This is a genomic window from Martinezella rhizogenes, assembly GCF_027460065.1.
GTDB classification, from domain to species: domain Bacteria; phylum Pseudomonadota; class Alphaproteobacteria; order Rhizobiales; family Rhizobiaceae; genus Agrobacterium; species Agrobacterium rhizogenes_C.
In genome coordinates this window covers 70,186-90,540 of the sequence record NZ_JAPYZZ010000014.1, presented here as the reverse complement: position 1 = coordinate 90,540, position 20,355 = coordinate 70,186, and the positions used below count along the sequence as shown (strand labels likewise).

At 59.5% G+C, this 20,355-nt stretch carries 19 protein-coding genes; 10 read left to right on the top strand and 9 right to left on the bottom strand.

The annotated features are described in order from the left end of the window. Nucleotides 1–44 precede the first annotated feature (44 nt). From O8B93_RS19945 to O8B93_RS19935, 3 genes are read left to right on the top strand one after another with little or no spacing between them, the layout of a single operon-like run. Entirely contained in the window at nucleotides 45–1,250 is a 1,206-nt protein-coding gene (locus O8B93_RS19945) for an ABC transporter permease subunit (RefSeq protein ID WP_269711638.1), read from the top strand. After that, nucleotides 1,247–2,377 (top strand): amino acid ABC transporter permease, encoded by a 1,131-nt coding sequence (locus O8B93_RS19940; protein WP_269711637.1) that lies wholly within the window; start codon nucleotides 1,247–1,249, stop codon nucleotides 2,375–2,377. Before O8B93_RS19945 ends, O8B93_RS19940 begins: the two co-directional genes overlap by 4 nt. Before the next feature lie 25 nt (nucleotides 2,378–2,402). After that, entirely contained in the window at nucleotides 2,403–3,161 is a 759-nt protein-coding gene (locus O8B93_RS19935; protein WP_269711636.1) for an amino acid ABC transporter ATP-binding protein, read from the top strand. Between the two features lie 43 nt (nucleotides 3,162–3,204). On the opposite strand, the gene O8B93_RS19930 is transcribed toward O8B93_RS19935, so the two are convergent. The 9 genes from O8B93_RS19930 to O8B93_RS19890 all read right to left on the bottom strand — a co-directional run bounded on the left by O8B93_RS19930 (nucleotide 3,205) and on the right by O8B93_RS19890 (nucleotide 12,520). Further along, a complete protein-coding gene (locus O8B93_RS19930; protein WP_269711635.1) occupies nucleotides 3,205–4,203 on the bottom strand; it encodes a 4-hydroxyproline epimerase in 999 nt (332 codons plus the stop codon). A gap of 14 nt (nucleotides 4,204–4,217) precedes the next feature. Next, nucleotides 4,218–5,081 carry an ABC transporter permease gene (locus O8B93_RS19925; RefSeq protein ID WP_269711634.1) on the bottom strand — a complete coding sequence of 288 codons (864 nt, stop codon included), beginning with the start codon at nucleotides 5,079–5,081 and terminating at the stop codon, nucleotides 4,218–4,220. Then, nucleotides 5,078–5,926: an ABC transporter permease gene (locus tag O8B93_RS19920; RefSeq protein ID WP_269711633.1), complete on the bottom strand. Its 849-nt coding sequence runs from the start codon at nucleotides 5,924–5,926 to the stop codon at nucleotides 5,078–5,080. The genes O8B93_RS19925 and O8B93_RS19920 overlap by 4 nt, the downstream gene beginning before the upstream one ends. Nucleotides 5,927–5,939: 13 nt before the next feature. Next, entirely contained in the window at nucleotides 5,940–7,031 is a 1,092-nt protein-coding gene (locus O8B93_RS19915) for a quaternary amine ABC transporter ATP-binding protein (RefSeq protein WP_269711632.1), read from the bottom strand. A gap of 87 nt (nucleotides 7,032–7,118) precedes the next feature. Continuing rightward, on the bottom strand, nucleotides 7,119–7,970 hold the full coding sequence (locus tag O8B93_RS19910) for a glycine betaine ABC transporter substrate-binding protein (RefSeq protein WP_269711631.1): 852 nt from the start codon (nucleotides 7,968–7,970) through the stop codon (nucleotides 7,119–7,121). A gap of 78 nt (nucleotides 7,971–8,048) precedes the next feature. After that, nucleotides 8,049–9,395 (bottom strand): NAD(P)/FAD-dependent oxidoreductase, encoded by a 1,347-nt coding sequence (locus tag O8B93_RS19905; protein ID WP_269711630.1) that lies wholly within the window; start codon nucleotides 9,393–9,395, stop codon nucleotides 8,049–8,051. Then, on the bottom strand, nucleotides 9,392–10,909 hold the full coding sequence (locus O8B93_RS19900; RefSeq protein WP_269711629.1) for an aldehyde dehydrogenase: 1,518 nt from the start codon (nucleotides 10,907–10,909) through the stop codon (nucleotides 9,392–9,394). The genes O8B93_RS19905 and O8B93_RS19900 overlap by 4 nt, the downstream gene beginning before the upstream one ends. After that, nucleotides 10,902–11,813, bottom strand: a complete 912-nt coding sequence (locus tag O8B93_RS19895; RefSeq protein ID WP_269711628.1) for a dihydrodipicolinate synthase family protein — start codon at nucleotides 11,811–11,813, stop codon at nucleotides 10,902–10,904. Before O8B93_RS19895 ends, O8B93_RS19900 begins: the two co-directional genes overlap by 8 nt. After that, complete coding sequence (locus O8B93_RS19890) at nucleotides 11,810–12,520, bottom strand: GntR family transcriptional regulator (RefSeq protein WP_269711627.1); 711 nt, start codon at nucleotides 12,518–12,520, stop codon at nucleotides 11,810–11,812. The genes O8B93_RS19895 and O8B93_RS19890 overlap by 4 nt, the downstream gene beginning before the upstream one ends. A 538-nt stretch (nucleotides 12,521–13,058) precedes the next feature. Here O8B93_RS19890 and O8B93_RS19885 point away from each other — a divergent pair. The 7 genes from O8B93_RS19885 (at nucleotide 13,059) to nac (ending at nucleotide 20,227) form a co-directional block, all read left to right on the top strand. After that, the gene (locus O8B93_RS19885; RefSeq protein WP_269711626.1) at nucleotides 13,059–14,249 is read left to right on the top strand and encodes an ABC transporter substrate-binding protein; all 1,191 of its coding nucleotides are present in this window, start codon (nucleotides 13,059–13,061) and stop codon (nucleotides 14,247–14,249) included. Between the two features lie 21 nt (nucleotides 14,250–14,270). Further along, a complete protein-coding gene (locus O8B93_RS19880; protein ID WP_269711625.1) occupies nucleotides 14,271–15,143 on the top strand; it encodes a branched-chain amino acid ABC transporter permease in 873 nt (290 codons plus the stop codon). 42 nt (nucleotides 15,144–15,185) lie between these two features. Beyond that, complete coding sequence (locus O8B93_RS19875; protein ID WP_269711624.1) at nucleotides 15,186–16,172, top strand: branched-chain amino acid ABC transporter permease; 987 nt, start codon at nucleotides 15,186–15,188, stop codon at nucleotides 16,170–16,172. Then, the gene (locus tag O8B93_RS19870) at nucleotides 16,169–16,942 is read left to right on the top strand and encodes an ABC transporter ATP-binding protein (protein ID WP_269711623.1); all 774 of its coding nucleotides are present in this window, start codon (nucleotides 16,169–16,171) and stop codon (nucleotides 16,940–16,942) included. The genes O8B93_RS19875 and O8B93_RS19870 overlap by 4 nt, the downstream gene beginning before the upstream one ends. Then, nucleotides 16,932–17,675, top strand: coding sequence for a branched-chain amino acid ABC transporter ATP-binding protein (locus O8B93_RS19865; RefSeq protein WP_269711622.1), 744 nt, complete (start codon nucleotides 16,932–16,934; stop codon nucleotides 17,673–17,675). Before O8B93_RS19870 ends, O8B93_RS19865 begins: the two co-directional genes overlap by 11 nt. A gap of 37 nt (nucleotides 17,676–17,712) precedes the next feature. Beyond that, a complete protein-coding gene (locus O8B93_RS19860; protein WP_269711621.1) occupies nucleotides 17,713–18,921 on the top strand; it encodes an aspartate transaminase in 1,209 nt (402 codons plus the stop codon). Nucleotides 18,922–19,288: 367 nt separating this feature from the next. After that, nucleotides 19,289–20,227, top strand: a complete 939-nt coding sequence (gene nac / locus O8B93_RS19855) for a nitrogen assimilation transcriptional regulator NAC (RefSeq protein WP_269711620.1) — start codon at nucleotides 19,289–19,291, stop codon at nucleotides 20,225–20,227. Nucleotides 20,228–20,355 lie beyond the last annotated feature (128 nt).

The window sequence follows — 20,355 nt, the reverse complement described above, 5'->3', positions numbered from 1 at the left end:
GAGCTCTTCCGCCCCGGCTTCTCGCAGCCGACCGGGACTCCGATATGACTAGTGATCTAACGACCAATGCAACGGTCGATGGCGAACGGCTGCTCTTGCGCCGCCGGCGCAATCGAATGAGGTATCACGCCACGCAACTGGCGATCATTGCAGTTGCGGTCGCTCTGGTCGTGCTTTTCGCCCTTGCCGTCAAGGAGGGGTTGGCACGGCACGGCATCCGGTTCAGCTTTTCATTTCTGTGGGATGCGGCCGGCTTCGATATCAGCGAGGGCAAGACACTCCTTCTTGGCGGGGACACCTGGCCAAGCCTCGGCAGCTTCACATCCAGCCTTTCGATTGCGCAGGCTTTCGTCACAGGCATCGTGAACACCATCAAGGTTGCCGTTCTCGGCATTCTCCTCAGCACCGTGCTCGGAACGTTGCTGGGCGTCGGTCGGCTCTCGACCAACTGGGTCGTGCGCAATCTGTCATTCTGGTGTGTCGAGCTGGTCCGTAACACCCCGCTCCTCATCCAGATCGTCTTCTGGTATTTCGCCGTCGTTCTCCATTTTCCGCCGATTGCCTCGGCCGCGAAGTTCTATGGTGTGGTGATCAGCCAGCAGGGCCTTTATTTCCCAATGCCTACCTGGCAGGGAGAGGATTCGATGCTTGGCATCGGCGTTGCGACCGCGTTCTGTGTTGCGCTCCTGGGGCTGATTTTCGATCGCCACAAGACTGCCCGCTGGATCTGCGCCGGCGTTATCGTCGTTCTCTGCGTCGTGATGTTCGTGACCGGTCTCGTGGGCTTCGATTTTCCCGTCGTCTCGAAATTCCAGGCGCGCGGTGGCACGAGCATGAGCCCCGAAATGGCGGCTCTCCTCCTCGCCATCATTTTTAACAGCGCATCCTACATCGCAGAGATCGTGCGCGGCGCCATCGATGCCCTGCCGAAAGGGCAGTGGGAGGCCGCTGCCGCCGTGGGGCTGAGCCACCGCGACACCGTTCGCGACATCATTCTTCCGCAGGTTTTCCGCGTCGTGCTGCCGTCCTTCGGCAATCAATACATCAGCCTTGCGAAGAACACGGCGCTGGGTATCGCCATCGGTTATCCCGATCTGTTCAACATCTACGGAACCATCGCGAACCAGACGGGCCACAGCCTGGAGGGCATCGTCATCGTCATGGTATCCTATCTGATCCTCAGTTGGGTCATCAGTGCGGCGGTGAGCTGGGCTGATCGGCGCCTGACCAAGCGCGGAGCCCTGCGATGATCGCCAAACCCCTGAAATGGTCGCGGCACAACCTGTTCGCAAAGCCGTTCGATGTACTGCTGTCCATCATCGTCATTCCGGGCGTGCTCTGGCTTGCCTATGAGGCGGTTGCGTGGGCACTGACGACGGCGCGATGGGACATCATCCCGGCAAGCCTTCGCGTTCTGATGATAGGTATCTTCCCGGTCGATCAAGCCTGGAGGACATGGATTGCCATCGCCATTATCGCGAGCCTTGTCGGGTCGGCACTCGGATGTGTCTTTACCTTCAAGGCGCGACACGCTGGCTTCCTCGTCGCCGTGCTTGCGGTATTGATTGTCGCTACCGGCATTACCGATGTGACGAACCTGACGTTCCTCACGGCGACGGTGGCACTCTTTGCATGCGCCTGGATGCTGACCTCCCGGATTCCGCTTTTGCGCAGGGGGCTGGTGCCGGTGACCTTTATCGGCCTCATCGCCGTCTTCGCGGTGATGTCGCCGCCCGGCGCCGGCGTTTGGGGCGGCCTGCTTTTGAGCATCCTGCTCACTATCGTCACGGCGATCCTCTCGCTGCCCATCGGTATCCTGCTTGCCTTTGGCCGGCGCAGTCGCTTCTCCAGCGTCCGGTGGATCTGCACGGCTTATATCGAGGTGATGCGCTCCGTACCGCTGATCATGGTCGTCTATTGGATATGGATTCTCATGCCGGTGATGACGCCGCAGCTGAACCTGGCGGATGTGGTGCGCGGCATGATCGGTTTCACGATCTTCTACTCCGCCTACGTCGCCGAATATGTGCGCAGTGGACTGCAGGCCGTGGCGCGCGGCCAGACCGAAGCGGCGCGCTCGCTCGGCATGAGCGAGTTCGACATCAACAGGTCGATCGTCCTGCCGCAGGCGATCCGCGTGGTCGTGCCGCCGCTGGTCGGCAACGTGCTCGACATCTTCAACACCGCACCGCTTGTCTTCATCATCGGCCTTACCGATTTCCTGCGCGCAGGCCAGATGATCCTCGCCAATCCGGAATATGGCGACCGGACCTATGAGGTCTATTCCTTCCTTTTCCTCACCTACTTCCTCGTCGGCTCCATGATCACCTTCGTCGCCCGCAAGCTCGAAGCGCATCTGGCACGCAGCAGCCGCTGATCGACGCAATCCAGGAGCAGCTTTCATGAGCTCAATCGTTGAAATGAAAAACCTCAACAAGTTCTACGGGGCGCACCATGTCCTGAAAGGCATCGAGCTGACCGTCGCCCGCGGCGAGGTCGTCGTCGTGATCGGAGCGAGCGGCTCCGGCAAATCCACGTTGATCCGCTGCGTCAACGGGCTGGAAATGTATCAGGACGGCAGCCTCGTGGTCGACGGGTTTCAAATGCCCGTCGAGGAGGACCGGCGTCTCGGCGGAGAGAAGGAACTTGCCGCGATCCGTAAAGGCGTCGGCATGGTGTTCCAGCAGTTTAACCTGTTCCCGCACAAGACCGTCACCGAGAACATCACGATCGCCCCGATGCGCGTTCGCGGAAAATCAAAGGATGAGGCCGAGACGACGGCGCTGAAGTTACTGGATCGTGTCGGCCTCAAGGCGCACGCGCATAAATATCCCGGCCAGCTCTCCGGTGGCCAGCAGCAGCGCGTGGCGATTGCCCGATCTCTGGCGATGGAACCCCACCTGATGCTGTTTGACGAGCCCACCTCCGCTCTCGATCCGGAAATGATCGGCGAGGTTCTGGATGTCATGCGCGAGCTTGCCGCCGACGGCATGACCATGATGATCGTGACCCATGAAATGGGTTTCGCCCGGGAGGTGGCAGACCGGATCGTCTATATTGACCAGGGCGCTATCCTGGAAGTCGGAAAGCCTGACGAATTCTTCGACGATCCAAAGAACGAGCGGGCCCGCTCCTTCCTTGCGCGTGTCCTTAAGCACTAGCTGCTCAGCCTGAGCGACCTTGCCGGGACCTGATGAACACTCCCTATCTGACCTGAAATCCGTGGGCTAGCGGGTCACGATCGTCAACGAATATCGTGTTGTGTCCGATGATCCGCGCCCAGCCGCCGATGCTGGGCCTGATGCCACTGAAGCTGCCGATCGTTGTCTCTTCTTCGACCTTGCCTTCGAAGATCGTGCCGACCAGGCTTTCCTGACGGAATGTTTCGCCGGCTTTCAGGCGGCCCTTGCCGTGCAATTGCGCCATGCGAGCCGACGTGCCCGTGCCGCCCGGCGAACGGTCAATGGCCTTGTCGCCGTAGAACACCGCGCCGCGTCCATCCGCCTCGGCGGAAACCGGACTGTCACACCAGATGGCGTGATGAACGCCCGGTATCCGTTCGTCGTCAGGATGAACCGGATCGCAAATGGCGCCAAGCGCGTCGCGCAGTTTCTGGCTGAGATCGACGATATCCCCGGCTGTCATGCCGTCGAGACCGGGCCAGCCGGCTTGCGGCTCGATCACCGCGTAATAGTTGCCGCCATAGGCGATATCGACGACGAGTTTGCCGAGGCCGGGCACATCCACCTCCACATCGGCTGCATGAAGGTAACTGGCGACGTTGAACATGCGGACGGATTCGACGAACTCGCCGGGTTTGTCGTACTGAATATCGACTTTTCCCGCTGGCGTTTCGATCGAGAGCCTTTCGGGAATCCTCGGGGTCACCAGACCCTCCTCGATCGCCGCCGTAACAAGGCCGATCGTGCCGGCGCCGCACATGGGCAGGCATCCGCTGACCTCGATAAAGATCACGGCGAAATCACAGTCGTCGCGGTATGCCGGATAGATGATCGCGCCTGACATGATGTCGTGTCCACGGGGTTCGAACATCAATGCCTGCCGTACCCAGTCATGGTTGCGGACAAAGAGGTCGCGACGCTCGGATATCGGAAGATGCGGCAACAGCGGACCGCCCCCGGCAACGAGACGAACGGGATTTCCGCAGGTGTGGGCATCGATGCAGAAGAAGCTATGGCGCATGTGTGCGTCTCTCCCTAATGCCGGGCTTCCTCTCCGCCTGATGCCCGGCGACCTTGCAGCGCGCCTCGGGAAAGCCGGTCGAGGAGAATGGCGATGGCGACGATGGCCAGTCCGGCTCTTAGGCCCGGCCCCATTTCCATGCGCGTCAATCCGCGCGTGACTTCAGCGCCAAGTCCACCGGCACCGACAAGGCCGGCAAGAACGACCATGGCCAGCGACAGCAGGATGCACTGGTTGAGGCCGACCAGAAGTGTTGGCGTGGCAGAGGGGATTTCGATCTTTAGGAGGATCGCACGGGGCGAGGCGCCGCTCGCCTGTCCAAGTTCGAGCAGGTCCTTCGGTACCTGATTGAAGGCGAGTGTGGTGAGGCGCAGCATGGGTGGCACGCCGTAGACGATCGTGGCGATGATCGCGGGCACGCGGCCCAGGCTGAAGATCATGACCGCCGGGATGAGATAGACCCATGGCGGTACGGTCTGCATGATGTCGAGCAGGGGGCGGAGGGCTGTCTCGAAACGTTTATTGCGGGACGCCAGGATGCCGAGCGGAAAGGCGATCGACACCGAAATGATGACGGCCACCGTGACCAGCGCCAGGGTTTGCATGGATTGTGTCCACAGGCCGGCGAAAAAGCAGAAGGCAAGCGCAAGCATCGTTACGATTGCCGCCTTGAGATTGATGGCGAAAAAGGCGAGCAACGTCGCGATCGCAATCAGGGCAAAAGTGGGCGGATAGAGCAGCACGGCTTCGATCGTACCGAGAACGCTCTCGATGAGGTTGGTTACAGCGGCGAAAAACGGGTGGAAATTGGTATTCAGCCAGTCCACGGCGGGTGCGAGATAGGTGCCCGGAGAAAATCTCAAGAAATCGAAGTTCATCTTGCACCTGCCTTGGCGCGACTGGCCGCGCTTTGTGTGAGCCTGTCCAGCACCATGGTCAGAATGACGATTGCGATCGCAGCATTGATGGAGGTGGCGATATCCAGCGTGCGTACCGCCCCGTAGATCGTTTCGCCGAGGCCGCCGGAACCGACGATACCCGCGATGACGACCATGCCGAAAGCCATCATCAGGCTCTGGTTGATGCCAGCCATGACGCTGGGTATAGCGAACGGCAGCCTGATCTTCATGAACATCTGCCAGGGCGTCAGTCCGCTTGCGTGACCCAGTTCGATGAATTCCCCCGGCGTCATGCGGATACCGAGCGAGGTCAGCCGGATCGCAGGCGGCATGGCGACGATGAAGGTGGCGATGAGCGCCGTCGCCGGTCCGTAGCCCAGGAGGGCGATCGCAGGCAGGAGATAGATGTAAGGCGGCATGGTCTGGATCAGATCGAGCACGGGTTCGAGTACCCGGTCGAGCGATCTGGCAAATCCCGCGAGAATGCCGAGCGGAATGCCGACCAGCAGAGCGAGGATCGTTGCCGTCGTGACAAGCGCCAGGGTGCTCATGGTTTCGGCCCACAGCCCCATGGTCGCGCAGAAAAGCAGCGCGACGCCGGCGAGAATGCCGGCCGCCAGGTTGATCAGCCGCCAGCCGAGCAGGGCTGCGATGAGTGCGATGACGACGGGCGGGGCAAGCTGGAGCAGCCACAGGATGCCACCATAGCTGCCCTCAAGCAGCCGGCTGATGAAATCGAACAGCCCTTCGCCATTGTCGCCGATCCAGCCAAGCGCATCCTCCGTCCAGGTATCGAAACGGTCCGTGATGATTGAGGTATCCATCTTGAGGCTCCAACTATGCCGCCACGGATTCTTCTTCCGCTGTTCCCGCCACGCCGCGAAGAAGGTCGCGGGTGGTGACGATGCCGATGACGAGGTCTTTTTCGACCACCGCGACGGCGTCGTGGTCAGACTGCATCGTCAGATCGATCAGCGCGCCGATATCGTCCTGTGGTGACGCCCTGAGCAGCGTGCCGATATCGCACTTGGGCTGCGAGGCCGCGAATTCGGCAACCGGCTGCATGACCGTATGCGCCTTCACCAGATGAATTCTGGAGATACCCGCTACGAAATCGGAGACGTAATCGTCTGCGGGTTTCGTGACGATCTCCTCGGCGGTTCCCACCTGCACGATAACGCCGTCCTTCATGATGGCGATGCGGTCGCCGATGCGGATCGCTTCCTCGAGGTCATGGGTGATGAAGACGGCGGACTTGCCGAGCGACTTCGTCAATTGCCGAAATTCGTCCTGGAGCTGCCGACGAATAAGAGGGTCGAGCGCGCTGAACGGCTCGTCCATGAGAATGATTTCCGGGTCGGCAGCCAGGGCGCGGGCAAGTCCGACGCGCTGTTGCATGCCTCCTGACAATTCGTGGGGATACCGCGACGTCCAGTCGGCAAGGCCCACCTTTTCAAGCGCCGCGCGTGCTATGTGGTTGCGCTCGTCTTTCGCTACGCCTCGAACCTCGAGACTGAAACCGGCGTTTTCAAGCACCGTTCGGTAAGGCAGCAGCGCCACGCTCTGAAACACCATGGCGATGTTGCGGGCGCGCAGCTCGCGCAATTCGGCAGCATTCAGTCTGGCGATGTCCTTGCCCTTCACCGTGATTTTTCCGAGGCTCGGCTCGATGAGGCGATTGAGGAGACGGATCAAGGTCGATTTGCCGCTGCCGGAAAGCCCCATGATGCAGAAGATTTCGCCACGATGAACCTGAAGGCTGGCGTCGCATACGCCGACGACGCAGTCGAAATCCTCCAGCACCTGCTTCTTTGACAATCCACCTTTGGCCACCGCCTTCACGGCGGTCGAAGCGCGCGCGCCAAAAATCTTCCAGACGTTCTGGCAGTCGACCAACACTTCGTTGGAATCACTCAATATCGTATTCATTGTGTTCCCCACGGACCTGCTCAAGGCTGGCCTTCAAATTCTGGACGCGACGTGCGGATCACCTCCGGCGACCCGCACGCTTGAGGGTTATTCGCCTTTGATATTCTCCCAGCGCTTCAGCAGATCGGCATGGGTGTCGGTCCATTCCTTGACCGCCTGGTCCATTGTCTTGCCGTCATTGACCGCACCATTGATCGCGGTGATATCGGCAAGCGGCACGTAAACGCTGGCGATGACCTCACGTGCATGCGGGTATTGTGCGGAGAAACCTTTCTGGCCGATCCAGTAGTAGCTCTGTGGCGGCGGGAAAACGCCCTTCGGATCCTTGAGGAACTTGACGTCGTATCGCTGCATCATCCAGGACGGTTCCCAGACCGTCACGGCGACCCATTCCTTGCGGTCGATTGCCGATTTAAGGGCGGCCGTCATCGCGGCCGTGCTGCCTTCGACGAGCTGAAGCTTCAGACCGTAATCCTTGACGGCATTGCCGGCATCGCGCATCAGGCCCGAACCTGGCTCGATCCCGATGATCTTTCCGCCGAACTTGTCGGCGTTGTCGTTCAACTGATCAATCGAGTCGATCGTCACGTATTTCGGAACTGCGATCGCCTGGTAGAGGCCATGCGACACCGGCGAGATCTTTTCCAGACGTCGCTTGTTCTTGTCCCAGTAGTCCTGAGCGACGTAATCGGTCTGCGAGGCGAGAAGCTGGATGTCGCCCTTGGAGAGTGCGGCATAGGCAATACCCCATTCCGAGAACGACACGACTTTCACAGCGTAACCGGAATCCTCCAGTACTTTCTTGGTGATCCCGGTGATGGGCGTGAGATCCTCCCAGGACATCGTACCCACCGTAATCGTCTTTTCCTCCGCTTTGGCGGAGAATACCGTCATGCCGACCATCGCGGCCGCACAAAGCACCTTCCATATAGTCTTCATTGTCAGTCTCCTAGTTCTTGTTCCCATTCTTCTCGAAGGCTTCGTGCTTGGCTCAGCCCTCACATTGCGTAGGAGGGTTCATCCCTCGCGGCCTGCACGCAATTCCTGCAAACGGATCACCGAATTTATTCCGAGCCATGCCAATGGTTCCGGCGGGAGGCGGGACGGCGCGGGGTGATCCATGTATTGTTCGAGATGCCGGGAGGTGGTCCCGGTCGCCAGCTCTGCCGCCATCATGCCGGCAAGGGTGCTTTTTACCGTGCCAAGTCCATTCTCGCAGCAGGCGGAAAAAAGCCCCTCCTCGATCTCGCCGAAGGCGGGGACATGGTTGAGGCTCAGGCAAATACGTCCTGACCAGCTGTGTTCGAAAGGTATGCCCTCAAGACCGGGAAAGCGGTCGTCGAGCGAGCGGCGATGCGCCCGTACCATCTTCGAAAGTTGGAGCTTCGTCAGGTCGAGCGTCGTCTCATATGTATATCTTGTCCGGATCGCGATACGCGACTGGTCGCCGGACGTGATCTTCCGGACGGTTGCTCCCATCGCATCGGCGGGAAGCAGCGCCCACTTGTCCTGTCCGGAAACACTGCTGCCGAAATCTTTTGCGGCAAATGGTGCCGTCATGGATGCGTAAGCGAAGATATGGATCAGCCGCCCGCGAAAATGACCGAAGTCGTCAACATGGCCGTTGACCCCCAGAATGACTTTCGGGGCGGTGACGCTGCCCGAGGGCGTCGTGGCTTTCCAGGCACGGTTTTCGCGCCTGAGTGCCGTGACGGGTGAATTCTCGAATATATCCACTTTGGGCGACAGACCCGCGGCGAATTCGCGGATGTAATCCGCCGGCTGAATGAGAACTGCGCCGGGTGTATAGAGCCCGCCTAGATAATAGTCAGAACCGGTCAGGGCGCGCATCTGTGCGGCATCGAGGAGAGTGTGTTGCTCGCCGGCGTTCTTGAGAGATGCGGCGAAGTTCTGGTTCAGTGCCATGCCGCGCCGGGTTGCCGCGGCATTGATCTTTCCGGCCGGATCGAACGTCTGGCGCGACATCCCATAGTCTTCGGCCGCTGCCGCGGCAAAGGCTATCGCCGAGCGGTTCTGTTGCATTTCCAGTCGTGTGGCGTCGATCGCGCCGCTCGAATATTCACTGGAGGCGAGGTTGTGGGGAACGTCGATCATGAAACCGGAGTTGCGCCCCGATGTGCCTTTGCCGACCTCGCTCGCATCAAGAACGACAATCGTCTCGCCGGGATGAAGCTGGGTGAGGCGGCGGGCGGCGGAAAGACCCGCAAAGCCCGCGCCGATAATCAACCAGTCCGCTGTCACATCGCCCTCGAGGCGTCGAACCGGTTTCGAACGCCTGCTGATCGCTTCCCAGCCCGAGATACCATTTTCGACCGGCAAACGCCTGACGGACAGGGTCGTCATCTGACCGTCTCGTCCACCGAACGATCGGAGACGTCGATCCAGATCGTTTTGAGTTCGCAATAATTATCGTGCGCGAAGATCGATTTGTCGCGTCCGCCGAAACCGGATTCCTTGTAGCCGCCAAACGGCGTCGTTGCGTCGCCTTCGCCGAAGCAATTGACGGTGACGACACCCGCCCGGATTTCGCGCGACAGCTTGATCGCCTTGCGAAGGCTTCCGGTGTAGACGGATGCGGCAAGGCCGTAATTCGTGTCATTGGCGAGCGCTACCGCCTCGGCCAACGTGTTGAAGGTCGTCACCGACAGGATCGGGCCGAAAATCTCTTCCCGGAAAAGACGGCTTGCAGGGGACACCGCATCGACGACTGTGGGTTCGATGAAGATTCCCTTCTCGGTCTTGCCACCGTGAACGATGACAAGATTTTCGGCCTTCACGTCCTCGAGGAAGGCGTGGACCTTATCGAAATGGGCCTTGCTGACGAGCGCGCCGACGCGGTTTTGCGGATCGAGAGGATCGCCCATCCTCCATTCCCGCATATAAGCGCCGATCCGCTGCAGCAGGTCTTCCTTGATCTTTGCGTGGACGATGAGCCTGGACGAGGCCGAGCAGTTTTCGCCCATGTTCCAGAATGCGCCGTTGACCACCTGCTCGGCGACGAGGTCGAGGTCTTCCGCATCATCCAGCACCACCGCCGGATTTTTGCCGCCGCATTCAAGGACGATGCGCTTGAGGTTGGAGTCGGCCGCATATCGCAGGAACCGCCGTCCCGTCGGCGTCGATCCGGTAAATGCCACCATATCGACATCCATATGCATGCCGATCGGCTCGCCGACCTCCTTGCCGCCGCCCGGAACGACGTTGAAGACACCAGCCGGAATACCGGCTTCATGTGCCAGTTCGGCGACGCGCAGGGTCGTCAGCGTTGTCTCCTCGGCGGGTTTGACGATCACCGAACATCCCGAGGCGAGCGCCGGGCCGATCTTCCAGGCCAGCATCAGCAAAGGGAAGTTCCATGGCAGCACGCAGCCGATGACGCCGACCGGCTCGCGCACCACGAGCGCAAGGGCGTTCGATCCCACCGGTGCGGTATTGTCATACAACTTGTCTATGAGTTCCGCATGCCAGCGGATGGTGTGGATCGTGTCTGGAATGTCGACGGTCTGGCATTCCGAAACCGGCTTGCCGCTGTCCAGGCTTTCCATGACGGCAAGTTCGTGGCGATGCTGCTCAAGTAGTTTTGCGAATGTGAGCAAAATGGCCTTGCGTTCGCCAGGTGGCAACAGGCGCCAGCGGCCGTCGTCGAATGCCGCCCTGGCTTTGCCGACCGCATAGTCCACGTCACTCCCGTCGCAGGCCGAAATATCGGCGAGCGTTTCGCCGGTGGCGGGATTGATCGTCCTGAAGGTCTTGCCGGAACCGGCTGGCCGGAAAGCCCCGTCAATGAAGGCATTGGCCGGGAACTGAAGGTCTGAGGCAATCGCCTTGTATTCGGCGGCGGTCAAAGGTTCATGCATGATTGGCTCCCGACGCAATCTGAGCGACTGTTCGCTTCAACGTGGTAACGACAGTCTGGAGAGTTCGTTTTTCATCGGAATTGAGGGGGCGAAGAGGAGCCCGGACAGATCCGGCCCGAAGCCCGATGATTTCGCATCCATGCTTGATGGATTGGACGAATTTTCCGCATTCGAGAAAATCCATCAGCGGCAGCATTGCGGTCATGATCGCGCGTCCCTTGTCGAAGTTCTTTTCGACGACGCAGGCTTCGTAGAGCGCCACATGCTCGCGCGGCAGGAAATTCGAGCCCGCACAGACCCAGCTTTTCGCGCCCCAGGCGAAGAATTCCAACGCCTGGTCATCCCAGCCGCAGGACAGCGCAATCTGCGGGAACTTGCGGGCGAGCAGATGCAGATTGCCCATGTCGCCGGAGCTTTCCTTGATGGCGACGACATTCTTCGATTTGCCGACGCGGGAGAAATATTCCTCCCCCATCACCACACCCATGCGGGCAGGGTAGTTGTAGAGCATGATCGGAAGGTTCGCGGCGCGGTCGACCGCAAGCGCGTGGACGGCATTTTCACGCTCGGTCGGCAGCGCGTAGGGCGGAGAGGAAACGAGAATGGCGTCAGCACCGATTTCCCTGGCCGCCTTGGCATATTCAATGGAATCTTCTGTGCGGGTGGCACCGGTTCCGACGATAAGCGGCAGCCGCGTACCGATCACTTGTCTGGCGTAGGCTGCCAGATCGAAGCGCTCCTGGGCCGTCTGCGCGTAATATTCGCCCGTCGACCCACCGATGATGATGCCGTGCACCCGTGCTTCTATCAGCGACTCGAGGACAGCTGCGAAGGCGTCGCGGTCGATCTCTCCGTCATGACCGAGCGGTGTGATCGCCGGCGTGTATATACCTTCGAATTTCAAGACGATTTCTCCATCGCTGAGTCGGGCACCTCGACGAGGGCATCCGCCTTCATTCCCTGGGGTGCAATGAACATCTCCATGTTCTCGCGCGACAATTCCCAATGTTCGAAAACCAGATCGACGACGGCGTCCTCGTTGTGCGACTGGATTGCGGCGATGAAGCCGTCATGATGTTCGACGGCGAGGTTCAGGCGCTGGCGCATGTCGTCATTGCGTGGTCGGTAGAATGTGTGACCGATGCGGGCGTGATCGATCAGAAGGCGGCCAAGGCTCGCCTGCAGATAGACATTTCCGGACATGTCTCCGATCAGGGCATGGAAATGATTATTTTCCACGACCATGGACGGAGCGTCGCCCAACATGCTTGCCGCGCGGAATCGCTCCTGCGTGTCCTTCAGTTCGCCAAGCTGTTTCGGCCGGAAGTTCTGCACGGCGAGGCGGCCGATCGCGGCGTAGATCATCGGAGCGACCAGAAAGAAGTGCCGAAGCGTCTGGTGGTTCATCGGAATAACGCGCGCTCCGCGATTTGCCCGAATGTCGATATAACCTTCGCCTTCGAGCCGGCGGAAAATTTCCCTGACCGGCGTGCGGGAGAGGCCGTAGCGCAAGCCCAGGCTGACTTCGTCCAGATCCTGATCGGGATCGAGTTCCATCGTCAGAATCTGGTTCTTGATATCGTCGTATAAGCCGTCCTTGCCGCTCTTCATCGAAACCTCCTGCCCGAAAACTGCGCGGGCCCAATCCATTCATGTCGACGATGAAAACTTGCACGGCTCAAGAGATGAGTCAACAAAATTGTATAATCTGGTTATACATTAGTTATAAAGAGATAATTTCATGCGTAAGAAATCATGTGAAAAATTTTCTTAATCACTGAAAATATTATATTTTTTAGAAAAGCTCATTATTTTTTAGACACGCGCAACACCGGTCTGACCAGAAGCTGGAAGTGATGGGGGAGGCTAGATCGCACGGGTAACAGGAGAAGTTCAGGGCCGGGCAGGCACCACGCCGACGGCGAATTCTTCGTCGGTTGCCAAAACAAAAATGGTGCCTGGAACGGAGAAACGGCTGGCGGCATAAGGAAACGCTATAGCGGCAGAAAGGACTTGTGTTGGCAAAACCTCCGGGGATGAACCTACTCTGCCTGAACGATTAGCCTTGGGTTAATCGACAAGAACCGCAAAAGCGGCAAAAGCTCGCCGGTTAAAACCGGAACCGAAAAATCCGAAAAGGAGTGGGAACATGAAAAACGGCATTACTCGCAGACTTCTACTGGTTTCCGCAGCGGTCGCTCCGATCCTCAGCCTGTCACCGGCCATGTCCGTTTCCGCTTATGCGGCAGATACGATAAGGCTCGGCCTCGTGGCGCCGATGAGCGGCCCGAATGCGCGCTACGGCGCTTTCTCCATGCATGGTGCCGAACTGGCCGTGAAGGATATCAATGCCGTCGGCGGTATCAACGGTCAGCAGATCGAACTTTTCAATGCCGATAGCCAGGGCACGCCGGTTGAAGGCGTTTCGGCCACCCGCCGTCTGATCGATCAGGACGAGGTGGATTTCGTTATCGGTGATGTTTCCAGTTCCGTGACCCTCGCCATGCAGCCTGTCGCAGAAGATGCAGAAGTCCTTCTTCTGAACGCCGCTTCCTCCAACCCGAAGATCACCTATCAGGCAGGTGTCGGCGGTTTCAAATGGACCTTCCGCAATTATCCGACGGATGAGAACCGCGCGCTGGTCGTGGCGAAATACGCCGCTGAACAGCGGGGGTTCACCAAGTTTGCCGTCCTGTCGGTCGATAGCGACTACGGCCGCTCCGCCATCACCTTCACCAAGAAATATCTGCCCGACTTCAAGGGCGAGATCCTCAGCGAGGATTATTACAAGGAAGGCGAGGTGGATTTCCGCAGCGTGCTGGCCAAGATCCGCGATAACGGCGCGCAGGCGATCATCATGTATGGTCTGGCCGATACCACGCCGATCGTCGCCCGCCAGATGCTGGAACTCGGACTGGCCGGCAAGGTCGTGCTGATCGGCAATGGTGAATTCAACACCGAAAAGACGATTACGGCCGCACCGAAAGCCATGGAAGGCGCCGTCGAGGCCGCCGCATGGCTGCCGCAATTCGATAGTCCGGCCAGCAAGGCCTTCGTCGAGAAGTTCACCGCCACCTACAAGGAAGCGCCGAACAATCACGCCTATGTGCACTGGGATACCGTCAACCTGCTCGCCCAGGCGATCAAGGAAGCCGGAAGCGCCGATCGCAATGCGGTGCGCGAGGCACTCTCGAAGATCAAGTACAAGAGCCCGGTCGGCGAAGTGACCTTCGACGATCACAATCAGGCCCGTCTTCCGATGATCCTTCTCCAGATCGAGAACGGCAAGCCCAGCATAAAGGGCGCATATACGGCGGAAATCCAGTACCCTGCGAACTGATGGACCGGGAGGGGTACAGCCATGTTCTCGACAATTCTCGAGCAAGTCGTAAACGGGATCGTTACCGGTTCCGTCTACGCGATCGTCGCCGTCGGCATGACCATGATTTTCGGGGTGCTGAGAGCCATCAACTTCGCTCATGGCGAATATTACATGCTCGGAACCTTCGGGGCGTGGTTCGCCATCGACTATCTCGGCCTTTCCTATGAGGCCTCGATCGTCGTCGGCGTGCTTTCCACCGTGGTGGTCGCCTATGTGGTCGGCCAGCTCGTGATGCGCAGAATGGTGGGGGCGCCGGCGGAGTCCGGCGTTCTCGCCACCCTCGGCATCGCGCTGATCCTGCAGAATACGGTGATTTTTGTCTTTGGCGGCGGCTACAAGTTCTTCGCCGGTGGTTATATCGAGCCGATTTCCATCTTCGGTTTCACGCTGGCGCAGCAGCGCATCATCATTCTTGCCGTGTGTCTTATCGTCTTCGTCGGCCTTGAGCTGATGGTCACCTATAGCCGTCTCGGCATGGCGATGCGGGCGGTCTCGCAGAATGTCGAATGCTGCGGCGTGGTCGGTATCGATGTGTCGCAGGTGGTGTTGAGGACATTCATTCTCGGAGCCGCGCTCGCAGCCCTTTCCGGCGTTCTCACCGCCCCGGTCAATGTCAGCGTCTATGGCGGCATGGGTGAACTCATCACCTTCAAGACCTTGCCGATCATCATCATGGGCGGTCTTGGAAATGTGCGCGGCACCTTTTTTGCGGCCATGATCCTCGGCATCGCCGAAAGCCTCGTCGCCACCTATGTCGGGCTGCAGTTCCGCGACACTGTGGGTTTCGCGACGCTGATCCTGATGCTGATGTGGCGTCCGCATGGCCTGTTTTCGACGCAGGCGCGCTTCTAGAAGCCGCGCCCGCCGAATTTTCTCGAATTTTGAGGACTAGACATGTCTCTCACAGACACCGTTCCCCAGGCACGCCGCCGCGATCTGCGCATTCCGCTCGCCGCCGTCCTGATCGTCTTGGCACTTGCCGCGCCCTTCATAGGCACGCGTTACGTCACCCATTCGCTCATCATCGCGCTCATCTTCATGCTGCCTGCGCATGGGCTCAACCTGCTCGTCGGTTATACCGGTCTGTTATCGCTGGCGCAGGCGGCGTTCTTCGGCATAGGTGCCTATACGGCAGGGCTGCTGGCGGTTCACTATGAAACGCCGTTTTACGTGAACCTCATTGCCGCCGGCCTTGTCTCCGGCGCGATTGCCCTGCCGCTCGGTATTCCGGCGCTGCGTCTTCGTTCCACATCCTTCGTCATGTGTACGCTTGGTTTCGTCATCATCGGCCAGGCGATCGCCAAGAACTGGATTTCGCTGACCCGTGGCGACATGGGCCTGTCGGGCATCCCCAAACCCTATTTCGAACTGGGCCCGCTTTCCTTCACCGTCAGCGGAACGACCAATTTTTATTATCTGGCGCTGGCGATCTGTGTACTCGGCACGCTTGCCGCATGGGCAATCGTTCGCTCGCCGGCAGGCCGCAACATGGTCGCCATCCGCGAAAATGAAACGCTGGCGGAATCCCTCGGTGTGCCGACATGGCGATACAAGCTGATCGTTTTCATGCTGAGTGCCGTTTTCGCCGGAGTAGGGGGGGCCCTTTACGCCCATTATCTGACGGTGGTCAGCCCGCTGACCTTCCAGATGTATTATTCAACCACGATGCTGATCATCGTGCTTGGCGGCGGCGCCGGCATGATTTCGGGAACCGTGTTCGGCAGCCTGCTCTTCGTCGGACTGACAGAGGCGCTGCGCGTCGCGCCGGAAGTGCGGATGATCGCTTACGGCTTCTGCCTTCTCGTCCTAGTCTTCTGGTTCAAAAAGGGTTTCGCTCCCTTGATCAATCGCTTCTGGAACGCGATCGGAGGCTCGAAATGACCGCGCATCTTCCCATCCTCGAGATAAAGAACCTCAGCAAGTCCTATGGCGCGGTGAAGGCGGTCAACGATGTCAGCATGCACATCAATCGCGGCGAGATCGCCGGGCTGATCGGCCCTAACGGTTCCGGCAAATCCACCTTCTTCGATTGCAGCACCGGGCTTGCCCGGCCGGATACCGGCAGGGTGATCCTCGACGGGCAGGACATCACCGGCTGGTCGCTCAACCGCATCGCCCGCGAGGGCCGCATGCTGCGATCGTTCCAGAAGACGGTCACCTTCAAGGCACTGGATGTCGAGGAGAACCTCGTCATCGCCGGCCAGATGTTCACCTTTCCCTCACTGCTGTCGACCTTCGGTCTCGGCGGCATGTCGCGCCGCCGCGTGGCGGGGCTGAGGGAGCGGGCGCGCGAGCTGATCAAGATGGCGGGGTTATGGGATGTTCGCCATCAGCCCGCCGGCAATCTTTCCGGAGGCCAGCAGAAACTCATTCAGTTCGCCTCGATGTTGATGCCGGAACCGAAGCTTATCCTGCTCGATGAACCGATGGCAGGTATCAATCCGAAGATCATCGAGCGGGTGGTGGAGACGATCCAATATGCCAATAAATCGCTTGGTGTGAGTTTCCTCGTCATCGAACACAATATCGATGTCGTCACCAGCATCTGCCAGCGTGTCGTCGTGCTCGATCAGGGAACGAAACTGGTCGAGGGGCTGCCGCATGACATCATCAAGGACCAGCGTGTGAGGGAGGCCTATCTTGGCGGCTGACAGCAATCTTTCCATCAAGGGCCTGCGCGCGGGTTACGGCAATCTCGATATCTTGAACGGTGTCGATCTCGATGTGCCTGCCGGGCAATTCGTGGCCCTCATGGGGCCGAACGGCGCGGGCAAATCCACTCTGCTCAAGACGCTCTACGGCATGACCACCATCAAGGAAGGCGATATCGACTGGCGCGGCAAGAACATCGCCGGATTGTCATCGCGCGCCATTCTGGGCGAGGGCATATCCTTCGTGCCGCAGGGCCGCTGCAATTTCCCCGTCATGACGGTCGATGAAAACCTGCAGATGGCCGCCTATACCATCCGAGATGCGAAGGTGAAGGCGGACCGCGATTATGTCTATGACCTTTTCCCGATCCTGAAGACGCGGCGCTCGACGCTCGCCGGCAACATGTCTGGTGGCGAGCAGCAATTGCTCGAAGTGGCAATGGCGGTTCTGCAGCGGCCGAAGGTGCTGCTGGTGGACGAGCCCTCCGTCGGCCTGTCGCCGGCCGCAATCGGCATCGTGTTCGACGAACTGCTGCGGCTGCATGCGAATGGCATGACTATCCTGCTGGTCGAGCAGAACACCAAAAAGGCCATGGAAGTGGCGCAACGCGCCGTCATCCTCCGTCTCGGCAAGGTTATTTGGGATGGCACGCCGGCAGAGATCACCCATGACGAACTTGGCGAATTGTTCCTGACCGGAAAGATGCGCGGCGAACTCGAAGCCGCGCACTGACAAGCTTAAAGCATTACGATCCAGACGAGGAAAGACCATGAGCACCTTCGTGCCAGCATCACGCGTGTCGAGAATAAAGGTATCGCCGAGCACGGCCGCAGCGGCCCGCGCGCGGGAACTGAAGGCCGCCGGGCGTGATATCGCCGACCTGACGGTGGGCGAGCCGGACTTCGACACGCCAGAGGCGGTCAAGGCGGCAGCGCACGCCGCCATCGATCGCGGCGAGACCAAATATACCTCGGTCAACGGCACGCCTGCGCTTCGCAAGGCGATCATCGGCGACTTCCAGAAGCGCCTCGGCATAAGCTACGGCGATAATGAAATCTGCGTCGGCGGCGGCGCCAAGCAGATCCTGTTCCTGGCGTTGATGGCCAGCGTGGAGAATGGTGCCGAGGTGATCATCCCGGCTCCTTACTGGGTGTCTTATCCCGATATGGTCATCGCCAATGACGGCACGCCCGTCATCGTCGCCTGCCCCGAGGAGACGGGATTCAAGCTGACAGCCGAAGCGCTGGAAGCGGCGATCACGCCGAAGACGATGTGGCTGATCCTCAATGCACCTTCAAACCCGACGGGAGCGGCCTATAGCGAGGCGGAACTGAAGGCTCTGGGGGCCGTGCTGCTCCGCCATCCCCATGTCATGGTGCTGTCCGACGATATCTACGATCAGGTCTGGTTCAGGAATGAACCGATGAAGACCCTGGTCGCCGTCGTTCCGGAGCTTAAGGACCGGGTGCTGCTGACCAATGGCGTTTCCAAATCCTATGCCATGACAGGATGGCGGATCGGTTACGGGGCAGGGCCTGCCGCAATCATCGCCGCCATCAACAAATTGCAGTCGCAGATGTCATCCTGCCCTTCCTCCGTCAGCCAGGCCGCCGCCGCTTATGCACTTTCAGGCGACCAGACATTCGTGACGGAAAGCGTTGCGGTCTATAAAAAGCGGCGCGACTACGCCTGTGCGCGCCTGAACGCGATTCCCGGCCTCTCCTGCATGGTCCCGGATGGGGCGTTTTACCTTTATCCGAGTTGCGCCGGTGTGATCGGCAATACGACGGCGGACGGCAAGCCGATCGAAAACGATCTCGACTTTGTCCTCTATCTCCTTGACAGCGTCGGCGTGGCTGCTCTTCAGGGTGCGGCCTATGGGCTGTCGCCCTATTTCCGCATTTCCTTCGCCACCTCCATGGAGGTGCTTGAGGATGCCTGCAACCGCATCGAGCGTGCGGTGGCGGCGTTGCGGTAAGAGACAGATCGGGGCGCGTGGAAGGAGTTACCAGCTTTTTTTGCGCATCCCGGAGCATCCCCTCAACCTCATTCCTGTGCTTGTCACAGGAATCCAGTCGATACGCGTCTGCGCGGCGAGGGACGGCCTTTCAGCCCAAAGACTTGGGTTGGCTGGATCCCTGTGACAGGCACAGGGATGAGGGGAGGCGCGGGCACCGCCAAAAGCACGCGTCTAAATGCGATGCACTGACCTCACTACCAAGTAGTGTACCATCTACAGAAATATAAAAACACTCTATCCCATTGAAATTACGCATCCTCCTTACAGAAAGCCATTTCTGTTTCCGCATCGATGCGCTAGGATTTCCCCCAAAAAGTGGGGACCGATGAGCGTCGATTTCAAAAAACTCAAAAGCTTCGTTAAGATCGTCGATACCGGCAGCGTCTCGCGCGCCGCGGGAATTCTGCGCGTGGCGCAGCCGGCGCTGTCGCAGCAGATTGCCTCGCTGGAACAACACTTCAAGCATCAGCTTCTGTTGCGCAGCAATGTAGGCATCACACCGACCGAGGCCGGGCTGATCCTTTATCGTCATGCGCAGATCATGCTGAAGCAGATCGAGCAGGCGCAGACCGATATTGACCGCTCTGCTCTTTCGGTCTCCGGCCGGGTCTCCATCGGGCTCGCCACCTATTCCTCTTCCAGCGCGCTTTCCCTGCCGCTCATCAAGGAGATGAGGGCGCGGTTTCCGGCCATTACCGTCCATATCAATGACAGTTTCGGCCATATCCTCAGCGAGTTGATCATGACCGGCAAGATGGACATGGCGCTTATCTACACCTCCGACCCGATCAAGGGCGTGACGCTGGAACCGCTGTTCCGGGAGGAGATGTTCCTCGTCTCGCCAGCGGACATGGAGCTGCCGGCCGCACCCGGTCAGCCACTTCCGCTCTCGGCGCTCGACGGCCACGCCATGTTGCTGCCAAGCAAGGCGCATTTCCTTCGCCGGCTCATTGATGAAGGGCTCGCACGGGCGAAGGCGCGGCCGGAGGTCATTTCAGAGCTGGAATCCGTGCCAGCCCTCGGGGCTGCGGTATTGGACGGTCTCGGCTCGACCATCCTTCCGGCCTCGGTGGTTCTGGAAACCCCGAGCTTCAGCGGCGCGCAACTGCATCCTCTCACAACCCCCGTCATCGACGCCACGGTTTCGCTTTGCGTGTCCGACCATATGCCGCTTTCCGAGCCGGCATTGGCGGCGCGTTCGGTGCTTCTGGAAATCGTCAGCAAGCTCAAGAGCGGGCATCATCCGGGCATTCGCAACGTCTGAATTCGCTATAAGCAAACCCTATGGCGGCAGACCGAGGTTGTGTTGGTAAAGGCCGGCTGAAGGCTTCAATTTTCTCTCAGTGAACGGACCCGATCTGCGGGTCCAAAGGCAGCCAGCGAGGCTGCATG